The following is a 16,554-nucleotide window of genomic DNA, read 5'->3' as shown; positions in this document are numbered from 1 at the left end:
TCATTGATCTCTTCGGACGAATTGCCGTAACATGCGATTGTTGCGTTGCCATATGCGGATTTCGCATCGCACAAGTTTGGCTTTGGTACTGCTTGGCAGTCGAAAATAAATCATATAGCAAATTCGCAACGCTCAAATTCGCGGCACAGAACTATGCCACGATGTCACAACACGGAGGGTCCCATGTCAGAAAAAAGCGCGACAGTAACATTCGGCGGAAAATCCGCGGACCTGCCGGTGCGATCGGGATCGATCGGTCCGGATGTCGTGGACATCGGTTCGCTCTACAAGCAGACGACGATGTTCACCTACGATCCGGGCTTTACCTCCACGGCATCGTGTGAGTCGAAGATCACCTATATCGACGGCGACGAGGGCGTCCTGCTTCACCGCGGCTTTCCGATCGAGCAACTCGCCGAGCACGGCGATTTCCTCGAAGTCTGCTATCTGCTTCTCTACGGCGAGCTGCCGACAAAGGCTCAGAAGGCCGATTTCGACTATCGCGTGACCCATCACACCATGGTCCACGAGCAGATGTCGCGGTTTTTCACCGGCTTCCGCCGCGACGCCCACCCGATGGCCGTCATGTGCGGCTGCGTCGGAGCCCTCTCCGCCTTCTATCACGACTCGACGGACATCACCGATCCGCATCAGCGGATGGTCGCATCGCTGCGTATGATCGCCAAGATGCCGACGATCGCCGCGATGGCCTACAAATACCATATCGGCCAGCCCTTCGTTTACCCGAAGAACGATCTCGACTACGCCTCGAACTTCCTGCGCATGTGCTTCGCCGTGCCCTGCGAGGAATATGTCGTGAACCCGGTTCTGGCGCGCGCCATGGACCGGATCTTCATCCTCCACGCCGATCATGAGCAGAACGCGTCGACCTCGACCGTGCGCCTCGCCGGCTCGTCCGGTGCCAATCCCTTCGCCTGTATCGCTGCCGGTATCGCATGCCTTTGGGGACCGGCCCATGGCGGCGCGAACGAGGCGGCACTCAACATGCTCGCCGAAATCGGCACGGTCGACCGCATTCCGGAATATATCGCCAAGGCAAAGGACAAGAACGATCCGTTCCGCCTCATGGGCTTCGGTCACCGGGTCTACAAGAACTACGATCCGCGTGCGAAGATCATGCAGAAGACGACGCATGAAGTTCTCGCCGAGCTCGGTCACAAGGACGATCCGCTCCTCGAAGTCGCGATGGAGCTCGAACGCATCGCCCTGACCGACGAGTACTTCATCGAGAAGAAGCTCTATCCGAACATCGACTTCTACTCGGGAATTACGCTGAAGGCGCTGGGCTTCCCCACCACGATGTTCACGGTGCTCTTCGCCCTTGCCCGCACCGTCGGCTGGATCGCTCAGTGGAACGAGATGATCGAAGATCCGGAACAGCGCATCGGCCGTCCGCGCCAACTTTACGTCGGCGCACCGCTGCGCGACTACGTGCCGATCTCCAAGCGGTGAACGGCGGACGAACTCGACAAAAGAGCCGGTCAGTTCAGAATTGGCCGGGTTTTTGCGACGAGGTTGTGAAAGGCGAATGGATCCTCGGGTCAAGGCCCGAGGATGACGGGTGGTGAGGGTCGTAAAGACTGTGGAGAGCTCTGCACCGACCCGATGATCGGCATTGCCAGGGCGGCGGCCGTCTTTGAGCCCATCGCAACCTCCCTTCCCAGCCCCTCGCATTCTCTACGCCCGTCATCCTCGGGCTTGACCCACTGCTGTCCGGTTTAATTTTGTGGACAAGGCGCATGACATTGATTCTACTTGGTTTCAGACGTTTCGCGGCGTTCTGGACACAAGCAGGGGATCAATGTCATGCGGCATGAGAATAGCGTTTTTCATCAGCTTCAACAGCATGTTCCGTGGGCGGTGTTCGACCGGCTTGTGGATGAACACAAGGCAGACCACCGGGTGCGCCGGCTGACGACGAAGAGCCAACTCCTGGCGCTCCTGTTTGGTCAGTTTTCGGGCGCAACAAGCTTGCGCGAGATCGAGGCCGGGCTTCTGAGTCATGAGGCGCGGCTTTACCACGTCGGTGGGCGCGGTGTGGCGCGTGCCACGCTCGCTGATGCGAATGCCAGGCGTCCGGCAGCCCTGTTTGCCGACCTGTTTTCCCACATGGCCGCCACCGCCAGCCGAAGGACCCGCCGTCATATCAGCGACAGCGTGCGCTTGCTCGATGCCACACGCGTCCAGGTCTCCTCGTTATACGGCGGCTGGACCGACATGATCGGCGGCAAAAGAGCCATCAAGTTGCACGTCTGCTATGACCCCCAAGACGACGTGCCCCTCGACATGACGCTGACCGGCCAAAAGACCAACGACATCGTCCCGGCCAAAGCGATCGACATTCTCCCAGGCGTCACCTATGTCTTCGATCTCGCCTATTACGACTTCGCATGGTGGGCCGAGATCGACAAACGGGGCGCACGCTTCGTCACAAGGCTCAAGAGCAATACCCTTATCGACATCGCCGCCGAACAGCCCGCCGACCAAGCCGAGGGCGTCCTGTTCGACAGGATCGGGCTTTTGCCGCAGCGCCTGGCCAGCTCGCGGAGCAACCCTTTCAAGGACCCGGTGCGCGAGATCGCTGTGCGCAGCGATACCGGCAAGGTCATTCGCCTCGTTACCAACGATCTCGACGCGCCGGCCAGCGAAATCGCCGCACTTTACAAGCAGCGTTGGCAAATCGAGCTCTTCTTCAAGTGGATCAAGCAGAACCTGAAGATCCGTCACTTTCTCGGAACCTCAGAGAATGCCGTGCGCATCCAGATCTTCGTCGCGCTCATCGCCTATCTGCTCCTGCGCGTGGCGCAGGCCTGCCAGAACGACATCACCCAACCCCTCGCCTTCGCAAGGCTTGTTCGTCTCAACATCATGCATCGCAGATCCATCAACACGCTGCGAAAGCCCAAACCGGCAGTGCAACGTGATCAACGTCAAATCTCTTTGCCGCTGGCACTCAGTTAAACCGGACAGCAGTGGGTCAAGCCCGAGGATGACGGCGTGGCGAGGTTCGTAAAGACTGCGGCGAGGCTCTGCACGGACCGGCTGAACGGATTTGCCAGGGCTGCGGCCGTCTTCGAGTCATCGCAACGCCCTTCCCGGCCCCCACCAGGCCTTGGCCCGAGGATCCACTGCGGTTCGAAGCGCTCCCGCTCCTCATCCGGCTCGGAGGCAAGCGAGAACGATATCCGCCGCCTTTTCGCCGGGCGGCCGATCCGTTTGCATCCTCTGCTGAACCAGGGCGAAGCCGTCGAGCATCGCGCGGCGCTGCGCCGTGTCGGTCGAAAGCCGCTCGAACCATCGCGTCAGGACGGCGGGCCGGATCATCTTGTTGAAATATTCCGGCACGACCGGAAAATCCGCGATCAGGTTCGGGAGTGCGGCGGTCCAGATGCGGATGCGGGAATGCAGAAGGCTGACGAGCCAGTCGGCCTGGTATGTGGAAACGACAGGCACTCCGGCAAGGGCAAGCTCGAGGATGACCGTACCCGAGGCGGCAAGCGCCGCATCGGCTTCCCCAAAGGCTTCCCATTTTCGTTCGGGGTCGACGCTTATTTCGGGCCGGACTTTCCAGGACGCGGTCAACGCCCTCACCCGTTCCGCCTGGCGGGGCACGGTCGGCAAAAGGAAGCGAATGCCTTCGTGCCGCTCGGCGAGTTCCTCTGCCGCGCTCCGGAAAACCGGCAGGAGCCGGCTGATCTCGCTGCCGCGCGATCCGGGCAAAAGGAGGCAGGTTTTCGCCGCGAGGGGGTCTTGTGCCTGTTGTCTGGCGCGTCGGCGCTCCCGGACCGCAAGCACATTGCGGTCCGATGCCAGCCGGTGGCCGACATAAGTCGTCGGCGGACCGCCGAGCTTCGCCATCGCTTCCGGCTCGAAAGGAAGAACCGCGAGCACGTGATCCACATAAGCCCGCATGCGCGGTGCCCGCTCCGGCTTCCACGCCCAGACGCTCGGGCACACATAGTCGATCACCGGCAGATCCGGCAGTGCGGCGCGGACGCGCTGCGCCACCCGGTGGGTGAAATCAGGGCTGTCGATGATCACCAGTGCATCCGGACGCGCTGCGACGATCGCGCGGGCGGCCTGCCTGATCCGCAACAAAAGCTTCGGAAGATTTGCGAGGACCTGCGAAAAGCCCATGATCGACAGTTCGGAATAGTCGAACAACGATCGCAGCCCTTCGGCTTCCAGCCCTTCGCCACCAACGCCGACAAGTTCGAGCGGCCCGCCGACACGGTCGCGCAGCGCCCGTACCAGGTCTGCGCCGAGGAGGTCTCCGGAGACCTCCCCGGCGCAGACCGCCAGCCTGTAGGGCCTGTCCGTCATCTCCGGTCCCTGCGGCGGTCGCGCTCTATACCCAGGATGAACAGGCCGCTCCTGTCGGCCTCCTCCACGAGGCGCGCGCGCTCGAGAACCAGCGCGCGTCCCGCCTCGACGGCAATGCCCGCGAGACCGGCTGCATGCGCGCCTGCAACCGTCGACGGACCGATCGACGGCAGATCGGCCCGCTCGTCCTGTTGCGGCTTGCAGAGCTTGACGAGAACGCCACGACGACGGGTTGAAATCCGCCCCTCTTTCCTGAGATGGGCGACCCTGGCCAACATGGCGTCCGTGCCTTCCGCACCCTCCAGCGCGACCACCCGGCCGCCAACTGCGATCGCGCCCTGACCGACGTCGAGCGCCCCCAGCGCGTCAGCCGCGGCGATGCCGGATTCGATGTCACGCCGATCCTCGTCCGTTGGGGCATGAGCACCGAGCGGTCCGGCATCCGCAAGAAGACCCGGAACGACCTCATGCGCGCCGATCACATGAGCGCCGCTCGCCTCGATCAGTTCGATCACCATGCGCAGTACCGCGTCGTCTCCGCCGGACATCAAGGTACGGAAAACCCTGGGCACCTTGGCCAGCGTCCTCAGCGTGGGACGGATATCGCGCCACTCCGGCCGCCGCCGCACCGCACCGGAAAGAACGACCCGGTCAATCCCCTCGGTCTCGAAAGTGCGGCTGATCGCGGCAAAATCTCCGATCGCGCAAATGGCGTGGTCGAAACCGGCCCAATCGGCATCGGCCTCGCGCGAAAGCGCGATGATGAACGGATCTTCTCCCTGACGGCGCGCCGCCTCGGCCACATGATGGGGGAGCGTCCCGGCTCCGGCGATGATGGCGAGCCTGCCTTTGGACTGCGGCAGGCGGTGAAACGCCACCGCCATCAACCCTTGGCGCCGCGATTCGGAGACGACAGCGCGCGGTCGCTCTCTGCAGCGATGAAATCCAGGATCTCGATTGCCGGTGCGCAATCGAGATACTCGTCACGGATTGCGGCGGCGTTCGCGCGGATCGAGCCGTCACCCTCGAAAATCTGCTTATAGCACCGCCGAACGCGATGGATCGTCTGACGATCGATCCCGGCACGGGTCATTCCGACCACGTTGAGGCCGCTCAGAATGCCGGGATTGCCATTGAGCATTCCATAGGGAATGACGTCATAGCTCACCGCCGACAGGCCGCCGATGAAGGCCTGACGCCCGATACGGGTAAACTGGTGAACCGCCGAACCGCCGCCGAGTATGGCGCGATCCTCGACAGTGACATGCCCCGCAAGCATAACATTGTTGGAGAGGATGATATTGTTTCCGAGGCGGCAATCATGCGCCACGTGCGAATAGGCCAGGAACAGGTTGTTGTTGCCGACGATGGTCGCGCCGCCGTGCTCCACCGTGCCGGTGTTCATGGTTACGCCTTCGCGGATCGTGCAGTTCTCGCCGATCACCAGGGTGGTATTCAAGGCGCTGTGGTGCACGCTCTGCGAATCGCCACCGATGACCGCACCCGGAAAAATCTTCGTTCCCTTGCCGACGCTCGTATGGCCGATGACTGCGACGTGGCTCAGAATTTCGACTTCATCTGCAAGAACGACATTCGGCCCGATATGGCAGAACGGGCCGATCTTCACATTCTCGCCGATTACCGCTCCGTCCTCGACGGCCGAGGACGGGTGGATCTTCGCACTTGATGCTATCATTTTCTCAGGCGTCTTCCTTGCTGACAATCATCGCGCCGATATCAGCTTCCGCGACGAGTTGCCCGTCAACTTTTGCATCACAGTGAAATTTCCAGATATTGCCGCGCTGCTTCTGCTTCACGACATGGAATTCTACCCGGTCCCCCGGCACGACGGGCTTGCGGAATCGGGCATTGTCGATCGTCATGAAATACACGAGATTGCTTCCGATTCCCGTCCTGCGCGCACAGATCGCGCCTGCCGTCTGCGCCATGCCTTCGATCAGAAGAACGCCCGGCATGATCGGCTTCTCAGGGAAGTGCCCTGTGAAATGCGGCTCGTTGGCCGTCACGTTCTTGATCCCGATAGCCGAATTATCGTCATCGATCTCGATGATCCGGTCGACCAGCAGGAAGGGATAACGATGGGGAAGAAGCTTCAGGATTTCCTGTATGTCCGCCGTGCCGAGGACCGTTGCAGCCTCATTCATCCTTGCCACCCTTCTTTTTCTGCCTCTCGCTCGAGCGCATGGCCATTTCGGCGACATCGCGGAGGAAATCCCGCATGGGCCGCGCCGGAATTCCGCCATAGCGCTCACCGGCCGGAACGTCGCTCGCCACGCCGCTCATGGCCGCGATCTGCGCTCCGTCCCCAATGCTGATATGCCCGTTGACCCCGACGCCTCCGCCGATCATGACCCCGTCGCCGATCTGCGCGCTGCCCGCGATGCCGACCTGGCTGACGATGCCGCAGTAGCGCCCGATGCGGACATTATGGCCGATCTGTACGAGGTTATCGATTTTCGTCCCCTCGCCGATAACGGTATCATCCATGGTGCCACGGTCGATCGTCGTGTTCGCACCGATCTCCACATGATCCTGGATGATCACCCGCCCGACCTGGACGATCTTGATCATTCCGCCCTTCGGACCCGGTGCGTAGCCGAACCCGTCCTGACCGATGCGCGCGCCGGGATGAATGATGACATTGTTGCCGATCAGCGCACAAAGGATGCTTGCACCGCCGGAAATGGTGCAATCGCGACCGATCCGCACGCCCGGTCCGACCATTGCTCCCGCCGCGATGCGCGTTCCGCTTCCAATCTCGGCTCCGGCTCCGATCACGGCCATCGGCTCGACCTCGACACCCGCCTCCAGGCGCGCCGTCGGATCGACAAAGGCTCCCGGCGCTATGCCCCCTTCGCTCGTGTTATGGGCCGGGCGCATGGCCTTTTCGTGAAGCAAGGCACCGGCAATCGCGAAGGCCGTATGCGGCTTCGGCGTCAGCAGTACGGGAATAGTATCGGGAACAAGCGATGAAATTGCCTTGTCGCAGATGATCGCAGTAGCACGGCAGCTCTGCAATTCTTCGCGGTTTTTGCGCGACAGCATGTAACAGATATCGCCCGGCTTGGCGCGATTGACCGGCGCGACCGCACGCACGGTGCGGTCTGCAGCGGTTACATCCATCAACTCCGCCCCGATCTGATTCGCAAGGTCGCCCAAACGAATCCCCTGATGGGGCGGAAAAAACCAATTCTGTTCCATGGACACTCCAGAACGATTCTCTGGCAGTTCTGGACTGCTCTTTATCAGAACGACGAGTTGATACCGAACTTGAAGTTCTGGACTTCGTCGAAGTCTTCCTTTGCAACCGGCACGGCATAGTCGACACGCAGCGGACCGAAGGGCGAAGCCCAGATCAGGCTGACGCCGACGGAGGCACGCAGCGAGGCATCATCGCCACGAACGGATTCGCCCGGACCGATGTCGACGTCGTTTCCGAAGAGCGTGCCCGCATCAACGAACAGAGCGCCACGGAAACCGCTGTCACGCGGAAGGCCCGGCAGCGGGAACGTCGCTTCGGCAGACGCCGTGAAATAGGTCGTGCCGCCCAGTGCGTCGCCGTTGTTCATGCGCGGGCCGATACCGTTGCGCTCGAAGCCGCGAATGTCGTTGCTGTTCAGCTGGAACTGGTCGAAGACTTCAAGCGAACCGGACGTCTCGAACAGGTGACCGGCGCTGCCGGAGAGCGAGCCGATGATGTCGGCCTCGTCGTGCAGCGTATAGTACCATTTGGCCTTACCCGTCAGCTTGTAGAAGTCCGACGTGCCGCCGAGGCCGGCAAACTCCTGGGTCACCGAAGCGAGAATGCCCTCGTGCGGCAGCACGGCATCGTCCAGCGTATTGTAGGTGATGGACTGCGAAATGGACGACCGCGTCCACGGGCTGCCGTCGATTACACGGTCATAGGGAGACGAAAGCTCATCCTTATCGCCGAAGTACTCGAGCTCCGTATAGTTGTAGCGCAGCGTCGTCGACAGGTTCTCCGTGATCGGCGCGGTTACGCGCAGGCTGAAGCCCTGATCGTTGTAGCTGTAGTTGTCGTCGTCGAAGTCGTTCTCGTTCTTGAAGAGGTCGAAGCCCGCGGCAAGACGATAGCCAAGGAAATAGGGCTCGGTGAACGAGACATTGTAGGTCTGGCTGTCTTCGCCCTTACCGGCGGCCAAGCGAATATACTGGCCGCGGCCCAGGAAGTTCTTTTCCTCGATCGAAGCTTCGACGAGGAAGCCGCCGCCGTCGCCGGCGGAATAGCCGGCGCCAATGCCGAACGAGCCGGTCGACTGATCCTGCACATCGACGATGATGATGACGCGGTCGGCCGCACTGCCCGGCTGCGTGGAAATGTTCACGGACGAGAAATAGCCGAGCGCCTCAAGGCGACGCTTGGCGCGCGCAACCATCTCCTGGTTGAAGGCATCACCTTCACCGACGTCGAACTCGCGACGAATGACGTAATCGCGGGTCCGGGTGTTGCCGCGAATCTCGATGCGCTCGACATAGGCCCGCTCGCCCTGATCGACGAGATAGTCGACGGCGATCGTGTGATTGGCAAGATCGCGGTTGCCGCGCGGCGTGACGCGCGCGAAAGGATACCCCTCCGACGCGACGCGCTTCGAAATCTCGCTCATCGTATTCTGAATGTCCTTGGCCTTGTAGACCGAGCCTTCGCGGCTCTGAACGACGCCCCTCAGCTCTTCGGCATCGATACCTTCGACCGTCGATTCGATGTTGATCGGACCGAAGTCGTAGCGAGGACCTTCTTCGACCGTGATCGTCACCGTATATTCGTTGGTCGCCTCATTGAGGGCCGCTTCGGACGAGATCACTTGGAAATCCGCGTAGCCGCGGTTGTAATAGAACTGCCGCAGCAACTCCTCGTCAGCGCGCAGCTTATCCGGATTGTAGACGTCCTTACGGGTAAGGAACGAGAAGATACCCGATTCCTTGGTCGCGATCACCGACTGCAGACGGCCATCGCTATAGGCCTCGTTGCCTACGAAGTTGATCTGGGTGATCTTCGTGCGCTCGCCTTCATTGATCACGAAGGCGAGATTGACGCGACCTTCGGCAATCGGCACGACCTGGGTCGTCACGGTGACGTCGCTGCGGCCGATGGCCGAATAGGCGTCCCTGATGGCCTGAATGTCGGTCTCGACCGTCGCTTCGCTGTAGGGACCGAGCGGCTGGGTACGAACGATACCCTGGAGCTTGTCATCCTTGATCTTGCGATTGCCGTTGAAAACGACCTGGTTGACGAGCTGGTTCTCGCTGACGGAAACGACAAGCGATCCGCCGGAAACCGTTATGCTGACATCGGAGAAATAGCCGGTGGCGTAAAGGCGCTTCACGGAAGCGTCGATATCGGCATTGCTGAAGCTCTTGCCGGGTACGATCGTGATGTTCGCGCGAACGGTTTCCGCGCTGACCCGCGTTGCACCACGCACTTCAACCCGATTGATGACCGCGGCTTGCGCGACTGAGATACCGGCAACAAGCCCTACCCCGGTACCCGTGGCGACCATGCTTGCTGACAGCGCAAACGCCGACACCGCGTTCAAAAACCTTGAACCAGCTTTCATGTCAAAATCTTACCTTTTCCCAACGTCCCGCGGCAGTTTCGTGCCGACTCCGGTCACGGTTGCCGTTTTAACCGCTTTTCCCATACAAGCAAGTCAGCTCGTTAATTTCTGTTTACTTCAATTGCAACCGTGGCTTAACAGCCACTACGGCCTCTTGTTATCGTAAACAAACCGTTACTGGGCAGCGGGCAAAATTCAGCCGCTCGCCGCATCCTTAACGATGTCCGCTCCCGCTGAGGCCCCCGCTGCTATCCGAAGAGCCAGTTGATATCATTCCAGGCCGCAAAGACCGTAAGCATGAGCACCATGGCAAAGCCGATGCGGAATGCGAGATCCTGTGCGGCGGGACCGACCGGCCGGCCGCGCAACGCTTCGACCGCATAGAACATCAGATGGCCGCCATCAAGCACCGGCACGGGCATGAGGTTAAGCAATCCAATGGAAACCGAAAGTACGGCCGCGAAATTCAGCACCTCGGCGATGCCGAGCTTGGCCATCTGGCCGGACATCTGCGCGATGCGGATCGGTCCGCCGACCTGGTCGGCGCTCATACGGCCGACAAAAAGATTGGAGAGATAGTCGAGCGTGCCCGTTACGATTCGCCAGCTCTGCAGTGCCCCTTGCCCGACCGCCTCGAGAGGACCGTAGGTCTCCACACGGAAATTGCCCGCCTCCTGGTTCGTTCCGATGCCGATCTTGCCCTCTTCCATCTTGTTGCCGAGCGGGTCGACGGATTCGGTGCGTTGCGGCACCATCGGCAGGTCGATTGCAGCGCCCTTGCGCTCGATGCGAACGGTGATCGGCAGTTCGGGCCGGACGCTTACGTAGCGGCGCACGTCGTCGAAGGTGGCGATCGCGTTTCCGTCGATCGACAGCAACCTGTCTCCCGGCAGAACGCCCGCCTTCTCCGCGGCACTGCCGGGCGCCACGAAAGCGACGACGGGATCGGCGACGGCGCGGCCGTAAATGGAAAAGAGGACGGCGAAGATCGCGATTGCCAGAAGAAAGTTCGCGATGGGACCGGCCGCGACCGTGGCCGCGCGCTTCCACAGCTTTGCGCCCAGGAATGTACGGCCCCTTTCGTCCGGCGCGATCGCTTCGAGCCGCCGGTAGTCCGGCGTGCTCGCCGCATCCTCGTCGCCGAAGAACTTCACGTAGCCGCCGAGCGGGATCGCACAGAATTTCCAGCGGGTGCCGTGACTGTCGGTCCATCCGAAGAGCTCGGGTCCGAAGCCGACGGAAAAGGCCAGGATACGGATGCCCGACCAGCCCCCACCAGGTAATGTCCCATCTCGTGAACGAAGACCAGCAACGTCAGGAGGAACAGGAAGGTGGGAATCGTGTACTGGAGATTGTCAAGCAGTAGGCTCATAGTCATTCCTAACGCGTCCGCTGCCACGTCCGCCTGTTCAGTTTGCAGGGCCGGGGCCGTGCCGTCATGGTTCGCACCGCCGCATGATAGTCCCGTTTCGAGCCCGATATAAGGACTATACCGGCACTCTTCAAAGACCCAGCAAAACCGAGCCGAAGGCAACTTCCCGGCCGCCCGCCGACAGGAACTGTCCGAGCACCAGAGCCAGTGCGGCAATGCAGGCGAATATCAGACCGTCCACCCGGTCCATCACGCCGCCATGCCCCGGGATCAGCCTGCTCGAGTCCTTGACGCCGAAGCGGCGCTTGACGAAGGACTCGAAAAGATCACCCACCTGGCTTGCGACGGACAGGATCAGCGCGATGACGGGGATGCGCAGGTCCTCAAGCGAAAAGTGAGCCATGAAAACGGCCACCCCCGCAAGAACACCGAAAATCGCCCCGCCGATCGCGCCCGACCAGGTCTTACCCGGGGAGATTGCCCGCGCGAGCTTGGGCCCGCCGATCGCCCGTCCCGTGAAGTAGGCGAAAATATCCGTTGCCCATACGACGGCGAATACGAACAGCATCGCCATCAGCCCGAGATAATCCGCTCCACGGATCGCCGCGAGCGAAATACTCGTCAGCCCCGCATAGACGATCCCACCAGGCAGCCACCAGCTGGTTCCCTTTACCAGCACCCAAAGAGCTGCCGCGAGAACACAGACGGCAAGCCCAGGCAGGCTGATATGCATATAATCGAGGAGGACGAGACCGGCGATCACCAACTGCGCCAGCCAGCCGAGGGCGTTGCCCTGAAAGTCCCGCTCGGGGAGTTTGGTGATGGTGGACCACTCGTAATAGACGAGAAGACCGATCGCGACGGAGAGGAGCTGGAATGCAAAGCCGCCGATCCAGGTTGCAGCAAGAACCACCGCGGCCAGAACCACTCCGGAAGCAATGCGAAGCTTGAGTTCCGCTTGCATCAGGAGCCGACCGCCAGAGTCGGTTGCGCCAATCCGCCGAAGCGGCGTTCGCGGCAGGCGTATTGCTCGATCGCCGCAAGAAATGTCTCGCGCGTGAAATCTGGCCAGAGTTCGGGAATGAACAGCAACTCGGAGTAGGCTCCCTGCCAGAGGAGAAAATTGGAGAGCCGCTCCTCGCCGCTCGTTCGGAGAATAAGATCCGGATCGGGAATGCCCGCCGTATCGATCGTCGAGGAGATCCGTTCCGCGGTAATCTCGTCCGGCCGAAGACGACCGGCGGCCACGTCCTCCGCCAGCCGGCGCATGGCCCTCGCAAGCTCGTCTCTGGCGCCGTAATTGAACGCGATGACCACCGTGATGCCGGTGTTCGCGATCGTCGTCTCCTCCGCTTCGATGAGGAGCGGCAGGATATCCCCGCTCAGATTCGAGCGGTCGCCGATGACGCGGATGCGGACGTTCTCACGGTGAAGATCGGCGAGATCTCTCCGGATGAAGGCCTTGAGCAGGCCCATCAGGTCGCTGACCTCGTTTTCGGGCCTGTTCCAGTTCTCCGACGAAAACGCGAACAGCGTCAGGTAACGGATGCCGATCTCCGCAGCCGTCCTTACCGCGCCGCGGACCGCCTCGACGCCCTTGCGGTGTCCCATGGTACGGGGCAGTCCACGCGCATTCGCCCAACGACCGTTGCCGTCCATGATGATAGCGACGTGAGCCGGTACGTTGGCGGGGTTGAATTCTTGCATGGACTGTCCGGACAAAGAGACTCACCTATCCGCAGGTCAGACCTGCATGATTTCCTTTTCCTTCTCCGCGAGCAAGCGGTCGATTTCGGAAATTACGTCATCGGTCATTTTTTGGACGCGCTCGGACTGGGCACGGCTCTCGTCCTGACCGATCTCGCCGTCCTTTTCGGCCTTTTTCAGGTCGTCCATCCCGTCACGGCGAACGTGGCGGACGGCGACCTTGCTTTTTTCCGCATAATCATGCGCGACCTTGACCAGCGACTTACGGCGCTCCTCGTTCAGTTCCGGCAGCGGAATGCGCAGGTTCTGCCCGTCGACGATCGGATTGAGCCCGAGATTCGATTCCCGGATCGCCCGCTCCACGGCGCCGACCATGGACTTGTCCCACACGGAGACCGCAAGCATTCGCGGCTCCGGAACCGTGATGTTTGCCACCTGGTTCAGCGGCATGCGCGAACCGTAGGCTTCGACGGTCACCGGATCGAGTACGTTCGCCGAAGCGCGACCGGTCCGCAGCGACGCGATGTCGTGCTTGAAAGCGGCGATCGCCCCGTCCATGCGACGCTTGAGTTCCTTCAGATCCACACCTTCACTCATGGTTCAAGACTCCCGTTCTTATCAGCGGCCCTTGCGGACCCAGCAGCTTGTCAATTATCGGTCACGATGGTGGCACGACCGCCGCCCGTCAATATTTCCGTGAAGCCGCCCTTCTCGTGAATGGAGAAGACGACGATCGGAATGGCATTCTCCCGCGCAAGCGCCACGGCGGCAACATCCATCACCGCGAGGCCTTTCTCGAGGACCTCGCTATGGGTCAGGCGCTCGAAACGCATGGCGGACGGGTCCTTCTTCGGATCGGCGGAGTAGATTCCGTCGACCTGTGTTCCCTTGAAGATCGCTTCGGCGCCCATCTCGGCGGCGCGAAGCGCCGCTGCCGAATCCGTCGTGAAGAACGGATTGCCCGTGCCGCCCGCGAAGATCACGACACGTCCGAGCGAAAGATGATAAAGCGTTGCGCGTTGCGAGAAACTCTCGCAGATTTCCGGCATGGCGATGGCCGACAGGACGACGGTGTCGATGTCGAGCTTACGCAACGACGTCGCCAGCGCGAGCGCATTGATGACCGTCGCCAGCATTCCCATGTGGTCGCCGGTAACACGGTCGCCGCCCTTGGAGGCGACCGCGACACCGCGGAAGATGTTGCCGCCGCCGACGACGACGCCGACTTCGACGCCCATCGCCCTCGCTTCGGCGATATCAGAGGCGATACGGTCGGCTACGGCAACATCGATGCCGAACCCCTGGCTTCCCATTAGCGCTTCACCGGAGGCTTTGAGAAGAACGCGCTTGTAGATTGGCTTGGCCGACATCGTTACTCCTGAAATAGATCGGCGCGCATGTGCAGGCATCTGGCGCACGGCGGCGTAAAAGGCAAATTCCGCTGCGTGGTATCGACCGCTCCGGCGGGTCCTACGCATCGACGAGAGCCGGATACACGAAGGGCACCGCGTTGTCACGCGATGCCCCCACGTTTTCCCACTTGAGGTGAAGAAATCAACCCTTAGCGGCGGCTGCTACCTCTGCGGCGAAATCGCTCTCTTCTTTTTCGACGCCTTCGCCGAGCAGGAGACGAGCGATGCCGGCGACTTCGATCGGCGCGCCGACGGACTTTTCCGCTTCCTTGATCGCGGCTTCCACCGTCTGGTCAGGGTTCATGACGAAAGCCTGCGAGAGAAGGGCGACTTCCTCGAAGAACTTGCGCATGCGGCCATCGACCATCTTCTCGATGATGTTGTCCGGCTTGCCGGAAGCGCGCGACTGCTCGATGAAGACGTTGCGCTCGCGCTCGGCGACCGCAGGATCGATTTCGCTCGAACGGACGGCAAGCGGGTTGGTCGCGGCGACGTGCATGGCGACCTGCCGGCCAATCGCGTTCAGAGCTTCCTTGTCGCCGGTCGACTTCAACGCGACGAGCACGCCGAGCTTGCCGATGCCTTCGCCTGCGGCATTGTGCACATAGGTCGCGACGACGCCGTCCTCGACCTCGAGCAATGCCGAACGGCGCAGCGTCATGTTCTCGCCGATCGTGGCAATGGCGTCCTTGATCGAATCTTCGACGGACTTGCCGGTCGCCGGATAGGTTGCCTGGGAGACGGCTGCAACGGAGCCATCGGTACCGAGCGCAACATTGGCGACGCCGCGGACGAGGTCCTGGAAGGCATCGTTGCGGGCAACGAAGTCGGTTTCGGAGTTGATTTCAACGACGACGGCCTTGGTGCCGGCGCTGGCAATGCCGATGAGGCCTTCGGCAGCGGTGCGGCCGGACTTCTTGTCGGCCTTGGCAATGCCCTTGGCGCGCAGCCAGTCGATGGCGGCTTCCATGTCGCCGTTGGTTTCGGCAAGCGCCTTCTTGCAATCCATCATGCCTGCGCCGGTCTTCTCGCGCAGCTCCTTCACCATTGCGGCGGTAACAGTCATCTTTGTGCCTCTTTGTCTGTTTGCTGGCGCGCCGACCGGGATTGGCGCAGTGCCAGAAGGTTTGGCAGGAAATGGCCTTTCTGTGTGACATCGTGATGAAGCCACTTTAGCGATGTTCGCGGGCTCACCGCGCGCAATCGGCCGGGCCATTCCGGCTGATAAAGAACAAGGCCGTTCAGATTTTTCATCACAAACGGCCTCGTCCCGATATTTCATGCGTACGGCAGTACGTCGTCTGCCGGGCGGGCCGATCAGGCTTCGGACGCTTCCTCGAGGGCCGGCTCGACCGGAACCTCTTCGGACGCGCCGAGATCGCGGCCGGCTGCACCCTGCTGACGGGCAATACCGTCGATGGCGGCGCGGGCGATCAGATCGCAGTAAAGGGCGATCGCGCGCGATGCGTCGTCGTTGCCCGGAATCGCGTAATCGATCTGGTCCGGATCGCAATTCGAGTCGATGACGGCGACAACCGGAATGCCAAGGCGCTTGGCTTCGTCGATCGCGATCGATTCCTTGTTGGTGTCGATGATGAACATCAGGTCCGGCGTGCCGCCCATGTCACGGATGCCGCCGAGTGCGCGGTTGAGCTTGTCGCGCTCGCGCTCGAGGTTCAGGCGCTCCTTCTTCGTGAAGCCGGAAGCTTCCGAAGCCAGGATTTCATCGAGCTTGCGCAGGCGCTGGATCGAGTTGGAGATCGTCTTCCAGTTCGTCATCATGCCGCCGAGCCAGCGAGCGTTGACGTAGTACTGGGCGGAACGCTTCGCAGCGTCCGCGATGATCTCGGAAGCCTGGCGCTTGGTGCCGACGAAAAGCACGCGGCCGCCGCTGGCGACGGTGTCGCTGACAACCTGCAGGGCGCGAGACAGCATCGGTACGGTCTGGGCGAGATCGATGATGTGAACGTTGTTACGATCGCCGAAGATGTACGGCTTCATCTTCGGGTTCCAGCGGTGCGTCTGGTGGCCGAAGTGCACGCCGGCTTCGAGAAGCTGGCGCATAGTGAAATCAGGCAATGCCATGCCTTTGTCTCCTTTTCCGGTTGAACCTCCGCAAGGC

At 61.4% G+C, this 16,554-nt stretch carries 14 protein-coding genes and 1 pseudogene; 2 read left to right on the top strand and 13 right to left on the bottom strand.

All coding sequences use genetic code 11. From position 1 onward, the window contains the following. Positions 1-183 precede the first annotated feature (183 nt). Positions 184-1,473, top strand: a complete 1,290-nt coding sequence (gene gltA / locus SINAR_RS0117535) for a citrate synthase (protein WP_003537363.1) — start codon at positions 184-186, stop codon at positions 1,471-1,473. 354 nt (positions 1,474-1,827) lie between these two features. Next, entirely contained in the window at positions 1,828-2,982 is a 1,155-nt protein-coding gene (locus tag SINAR_RS0117530) for an IS4 family transposase (protein ID WP_028000289.1), read from the top strand. Positions 2,983-3,174: 192 nt separating this feature from the next. Here SINAR_RS0117530 and lpxB read toward each other — a convergent pair whose 3' ends face one another. The 13 genes and pseudogenes from lpxB to rpsB form a co-directional block, all read right to left on the bottom strand. Continuing rightward, positions 3,175-4,344 carry a lipid-A-disaccharide synthase gene (lpxB, locus tag SINAR_RS0117525; protein WP_028000288.1) on the bottom strand — a complete coding sequence of 390 codons (1,170 nt, stop codon included), beginning with the start codon at positions 4,342-4,344 and terminating at the stop codon, positions 3,175-3,177. After that, a complete protein-coding gene (locus SINAR_RS0117520; protein ID WP_028000287.1) occupies positions 4,341-5,228 on the bottom strand; it encodes an LpxI family protein in 888 nt (295 codons plus the stop codon). Before SINAR_RS0117520 ends, lpxB begins: the two co-directional genes overlap by 4 nt. After that, positions 5,228-6,040: an acyl-ACP--UDP-N-acetylglucosamine O-acyltransferase gene (gene lpxA, locus SINAR_RS0117515; RefSeq protein ID WP_028000286.1), complete on the bottom strand. Its 813-nt coding sequence runs from the start codon at positions 6,038-6,040 to the stop codon at positions 5,228-5,230. Before lpxA ends, SINAR_RS0117520 begins: the two co-directional genes overlap by 1 nt. A gap of 4 nt (positions 6,041-6,044) precedes the next feature. Then, positions 6,045-6,509, bottom strand: a complete 465-nt coding sequence (gene fabZ, locus SINAR_RS0117510) for a 3-hydroxyacyl-ACP dehydratase FabZ (RefSeq protein ID WP_028000285.1) — start codon at positions 6,507-6,509, stop codon at positions 6,045-6,047. Further along, complete coding sequence (lpxD, locus tag SINAR_RS0117505) at positions 6,502-7,566, bottom strand: UDP-3-O-(3-hydroxymyristoyl)glucosamine N-acyltransferase (RefSeq protein WP_028000284.1); 1,065 nt, start codon at positions 7,564-7,566, stop codon at positions 6,502-6,504. The genes fabZ and lpxD overlap by 8 nt, the downstream gene beginning before the upstream one ends. A gap of 44 nt (positions 7,567-7,610) precedes the next feature. Further along, the gene (gene bamA, locus SINAR_RS0117500) at positions 7,611-9,941 is read right to left on the bottom strand and encodes an outer membrane protein assembly factor BamA (RefSeq protein WP_028000283.1); all 2,331 of its coding nucleotides are present in this window, start codon (positions 9,939-9,941) and stop codon (positions 7,611-7,613) included. Positions 9,942-10,189: 248 nt separating this feature from the next. After that, a pseudogene (rseP, locus tag SINAR_RS01000000133590) lies at positions 10,190-11,313 on the bottom strand (RIP metalloprotease RseP). A gap of 130 nt (positions 11,314-11,443) precedes the next feature. After that, positions 11,444-12,277, bottom strand: coding sequence for a phosphatidate cytidylyltransferase (locus tag SINAR_RS0117490; protein WP_028000282.1), 834 nt, complete (start codon positions 12,275-12,277; stop codon positions 11,444-11,446). Then, on the bottom strand, positions 12,277-13,020 hold the full coding sequence (locus SINAR_RS0117485) for an isoprenyl transferase (RefSeq protein WP_028000281.1): 744 nt from the start codon (positions 13,018-13,020) through the stop codon (positions 12,277-12,279). Before SINAR_RS0117485 ends, SINAR_RS0117490 begins: the two co-directional genes overlap by 1 nt. Positions 13,021-13,056: 36 nt before the next feature. Continuing rightward, positions 13,057-13,617, bottom strand: coding sequence for a ribosome recycling factor (frr, locus tag SINAR_RS0117480; protein WP_028000280.1), 561 nt, complete (start codon positions 13,615-13,617; stop codon positions 13,057-13,059). A gap of 50 nt (positions 13,618-13,667) precedes the next feature. Next, complete coding sequence (gene pyrH, locus SINAR_RS0117475; protein ID WP_028000279.1) at positions 13,668-14,390, bottom strand: UMP kinase; 723 nt, start codon at positions 14,388-14,390, stop codon at positions 13,668-13,670. A gap of 184 nt (positions 14,391-14,574) precedes the next feature. Further along, positions 14,575-15,498: a translation elongation factor Ts gene (gene tsf, locus SINAR_RS0117470; RefSeq protein WP_028000278.1), complete on the bottom strand. Its 924-nt coding sequence runs from the start codon at positions 15,496-15,498 to the stop codon at positions 14,575-14,577. 251 nt (positions 15,499-15,749) lie between these two features. Then, on the bottom strand, positions 15,750-16,517 hold the full coding sequence (gene rpsB / locus SINAR_RS0117465; protein ID WP_028000277.1) for a 30S ribosomal protein S2: 768 nt from the start codon (positions 16,515-16,517) through the stop codon (positions 15,750-15,752). Between the last annotated feature and the right edge of the window lie 37 nt (positions 16,518-16,554).

The sequence above is a fragment of the Sinorhizobium arboris LMG 14919 genome, from assembly GCF_000427465.1.
Classification (GTDB): domain Bacteria; phylum Pseudomonadota; class Alphaproteobacteria; order Rhizobiales; family Rhizobiaceae; genus Sinorhizobium; species Sinorhizobium arboris.
Note: the sequence above shows the minus strand (reverse complement) of the source record. Positions and strands in the feature narration are given on the sequence as shown.

Bases quoted from the DNA above. Each gene is read 5' to 3' on its own strand.
- lpxA (WP_028000286.1), bottom strand. From the start codon at position 6,040: ATGATAGCATCAAGTGCGAAGATCCACCCGTCCTCGGCCGTCGAGGAC.
- SINAR_RS0117485 (WP_028000281.1), bottom strand. From the start codon at position 13,020: ATGCAAGAATTCAACCCCGCCAACGTACCGGCTCACGTCGCTATCATC.
- tsf (WP_028000278.1), bottom strand. From the start codon at position 15,498: ATGACTGTTACCGCCGCAATGGTGAAGGAGCTGCGCGAGAAGACCGGC.
- SINAR_RS0117490 (WP_028000282.1), bottom strand. From the start codon at position 12,277: ATGCAAGCGGAACTCAAGCTTCGCATTGCTTCCGGAGTGGTTCTGGCC.
- fabZ (WP_028000285.1), bottom strand. From the start codon at position 6,509: ATGAATGAGGCTGCAACGGTCCTCGGCACGGCGGACATACAGGAAATC.
- pyrH (WP_028000279.1), bottom strand. From the start codon at position 14,390: ATGTCGGCCAAGCCAATCTACAAGCGCGTTCTTCTCAAAGCCTCCGGT.
- frr (WP_028000280.1), bottom strand. From the start codon at position 13,617: ATGAGTGAAGGTGTGGATCTGAAGGAACTCAAGCGTCGCATGGACGGG.
- gltA (WP_003537363.1), top strand. From the start codon at position 184: ATGTCAGAAAAAAGCGCGACAGTAACATTCGGCGGAAAATCCGCGGAC.
- rpsB (WP_028000277.1), bottom strand. From the start codon at position 16,517: ATGGCATTGCCTGATTTCACTATGCGCCAGCTTCTCGAAGCCGGCGTG.
- lpxB (WP_028000288.1), bottom strand. From the start codon at position 4,344: ATGACGGACAGGCCCTACAGGCTGGCGGTCTGCGCCGGGGAGGTCTCC.
- SINAR_RS0117520 (WP_028000287.1), bottom strand. From the start codon at position 5,228: ATGGCGGTGGCGTTTCACCGCCTGCCGCAGTCCAAAGGCAGGCTCGCC.
- lpxD (WP_028000284.1), bottom strand. From the start codon at position 7,566: ATGGAACAGAATTGGTTTTTTCCGCCCCATCAGGGGATTCGTTTGGGC.
- SINAR_RS0117530 (WP_028000289.1), top strand. From the start codon at position 1,828: ATGCGGCATGAGAATAGCGTTTTTCATCAGCTTCAACAGCATGTTCCG.
- bamA (WP_028000283.1), bottom strand. From the start codon at position 9,941: ATGAAAGCTGGTTCAAGGTTTTTGAACGCGGTGTCGGCGTTTGCGCTG.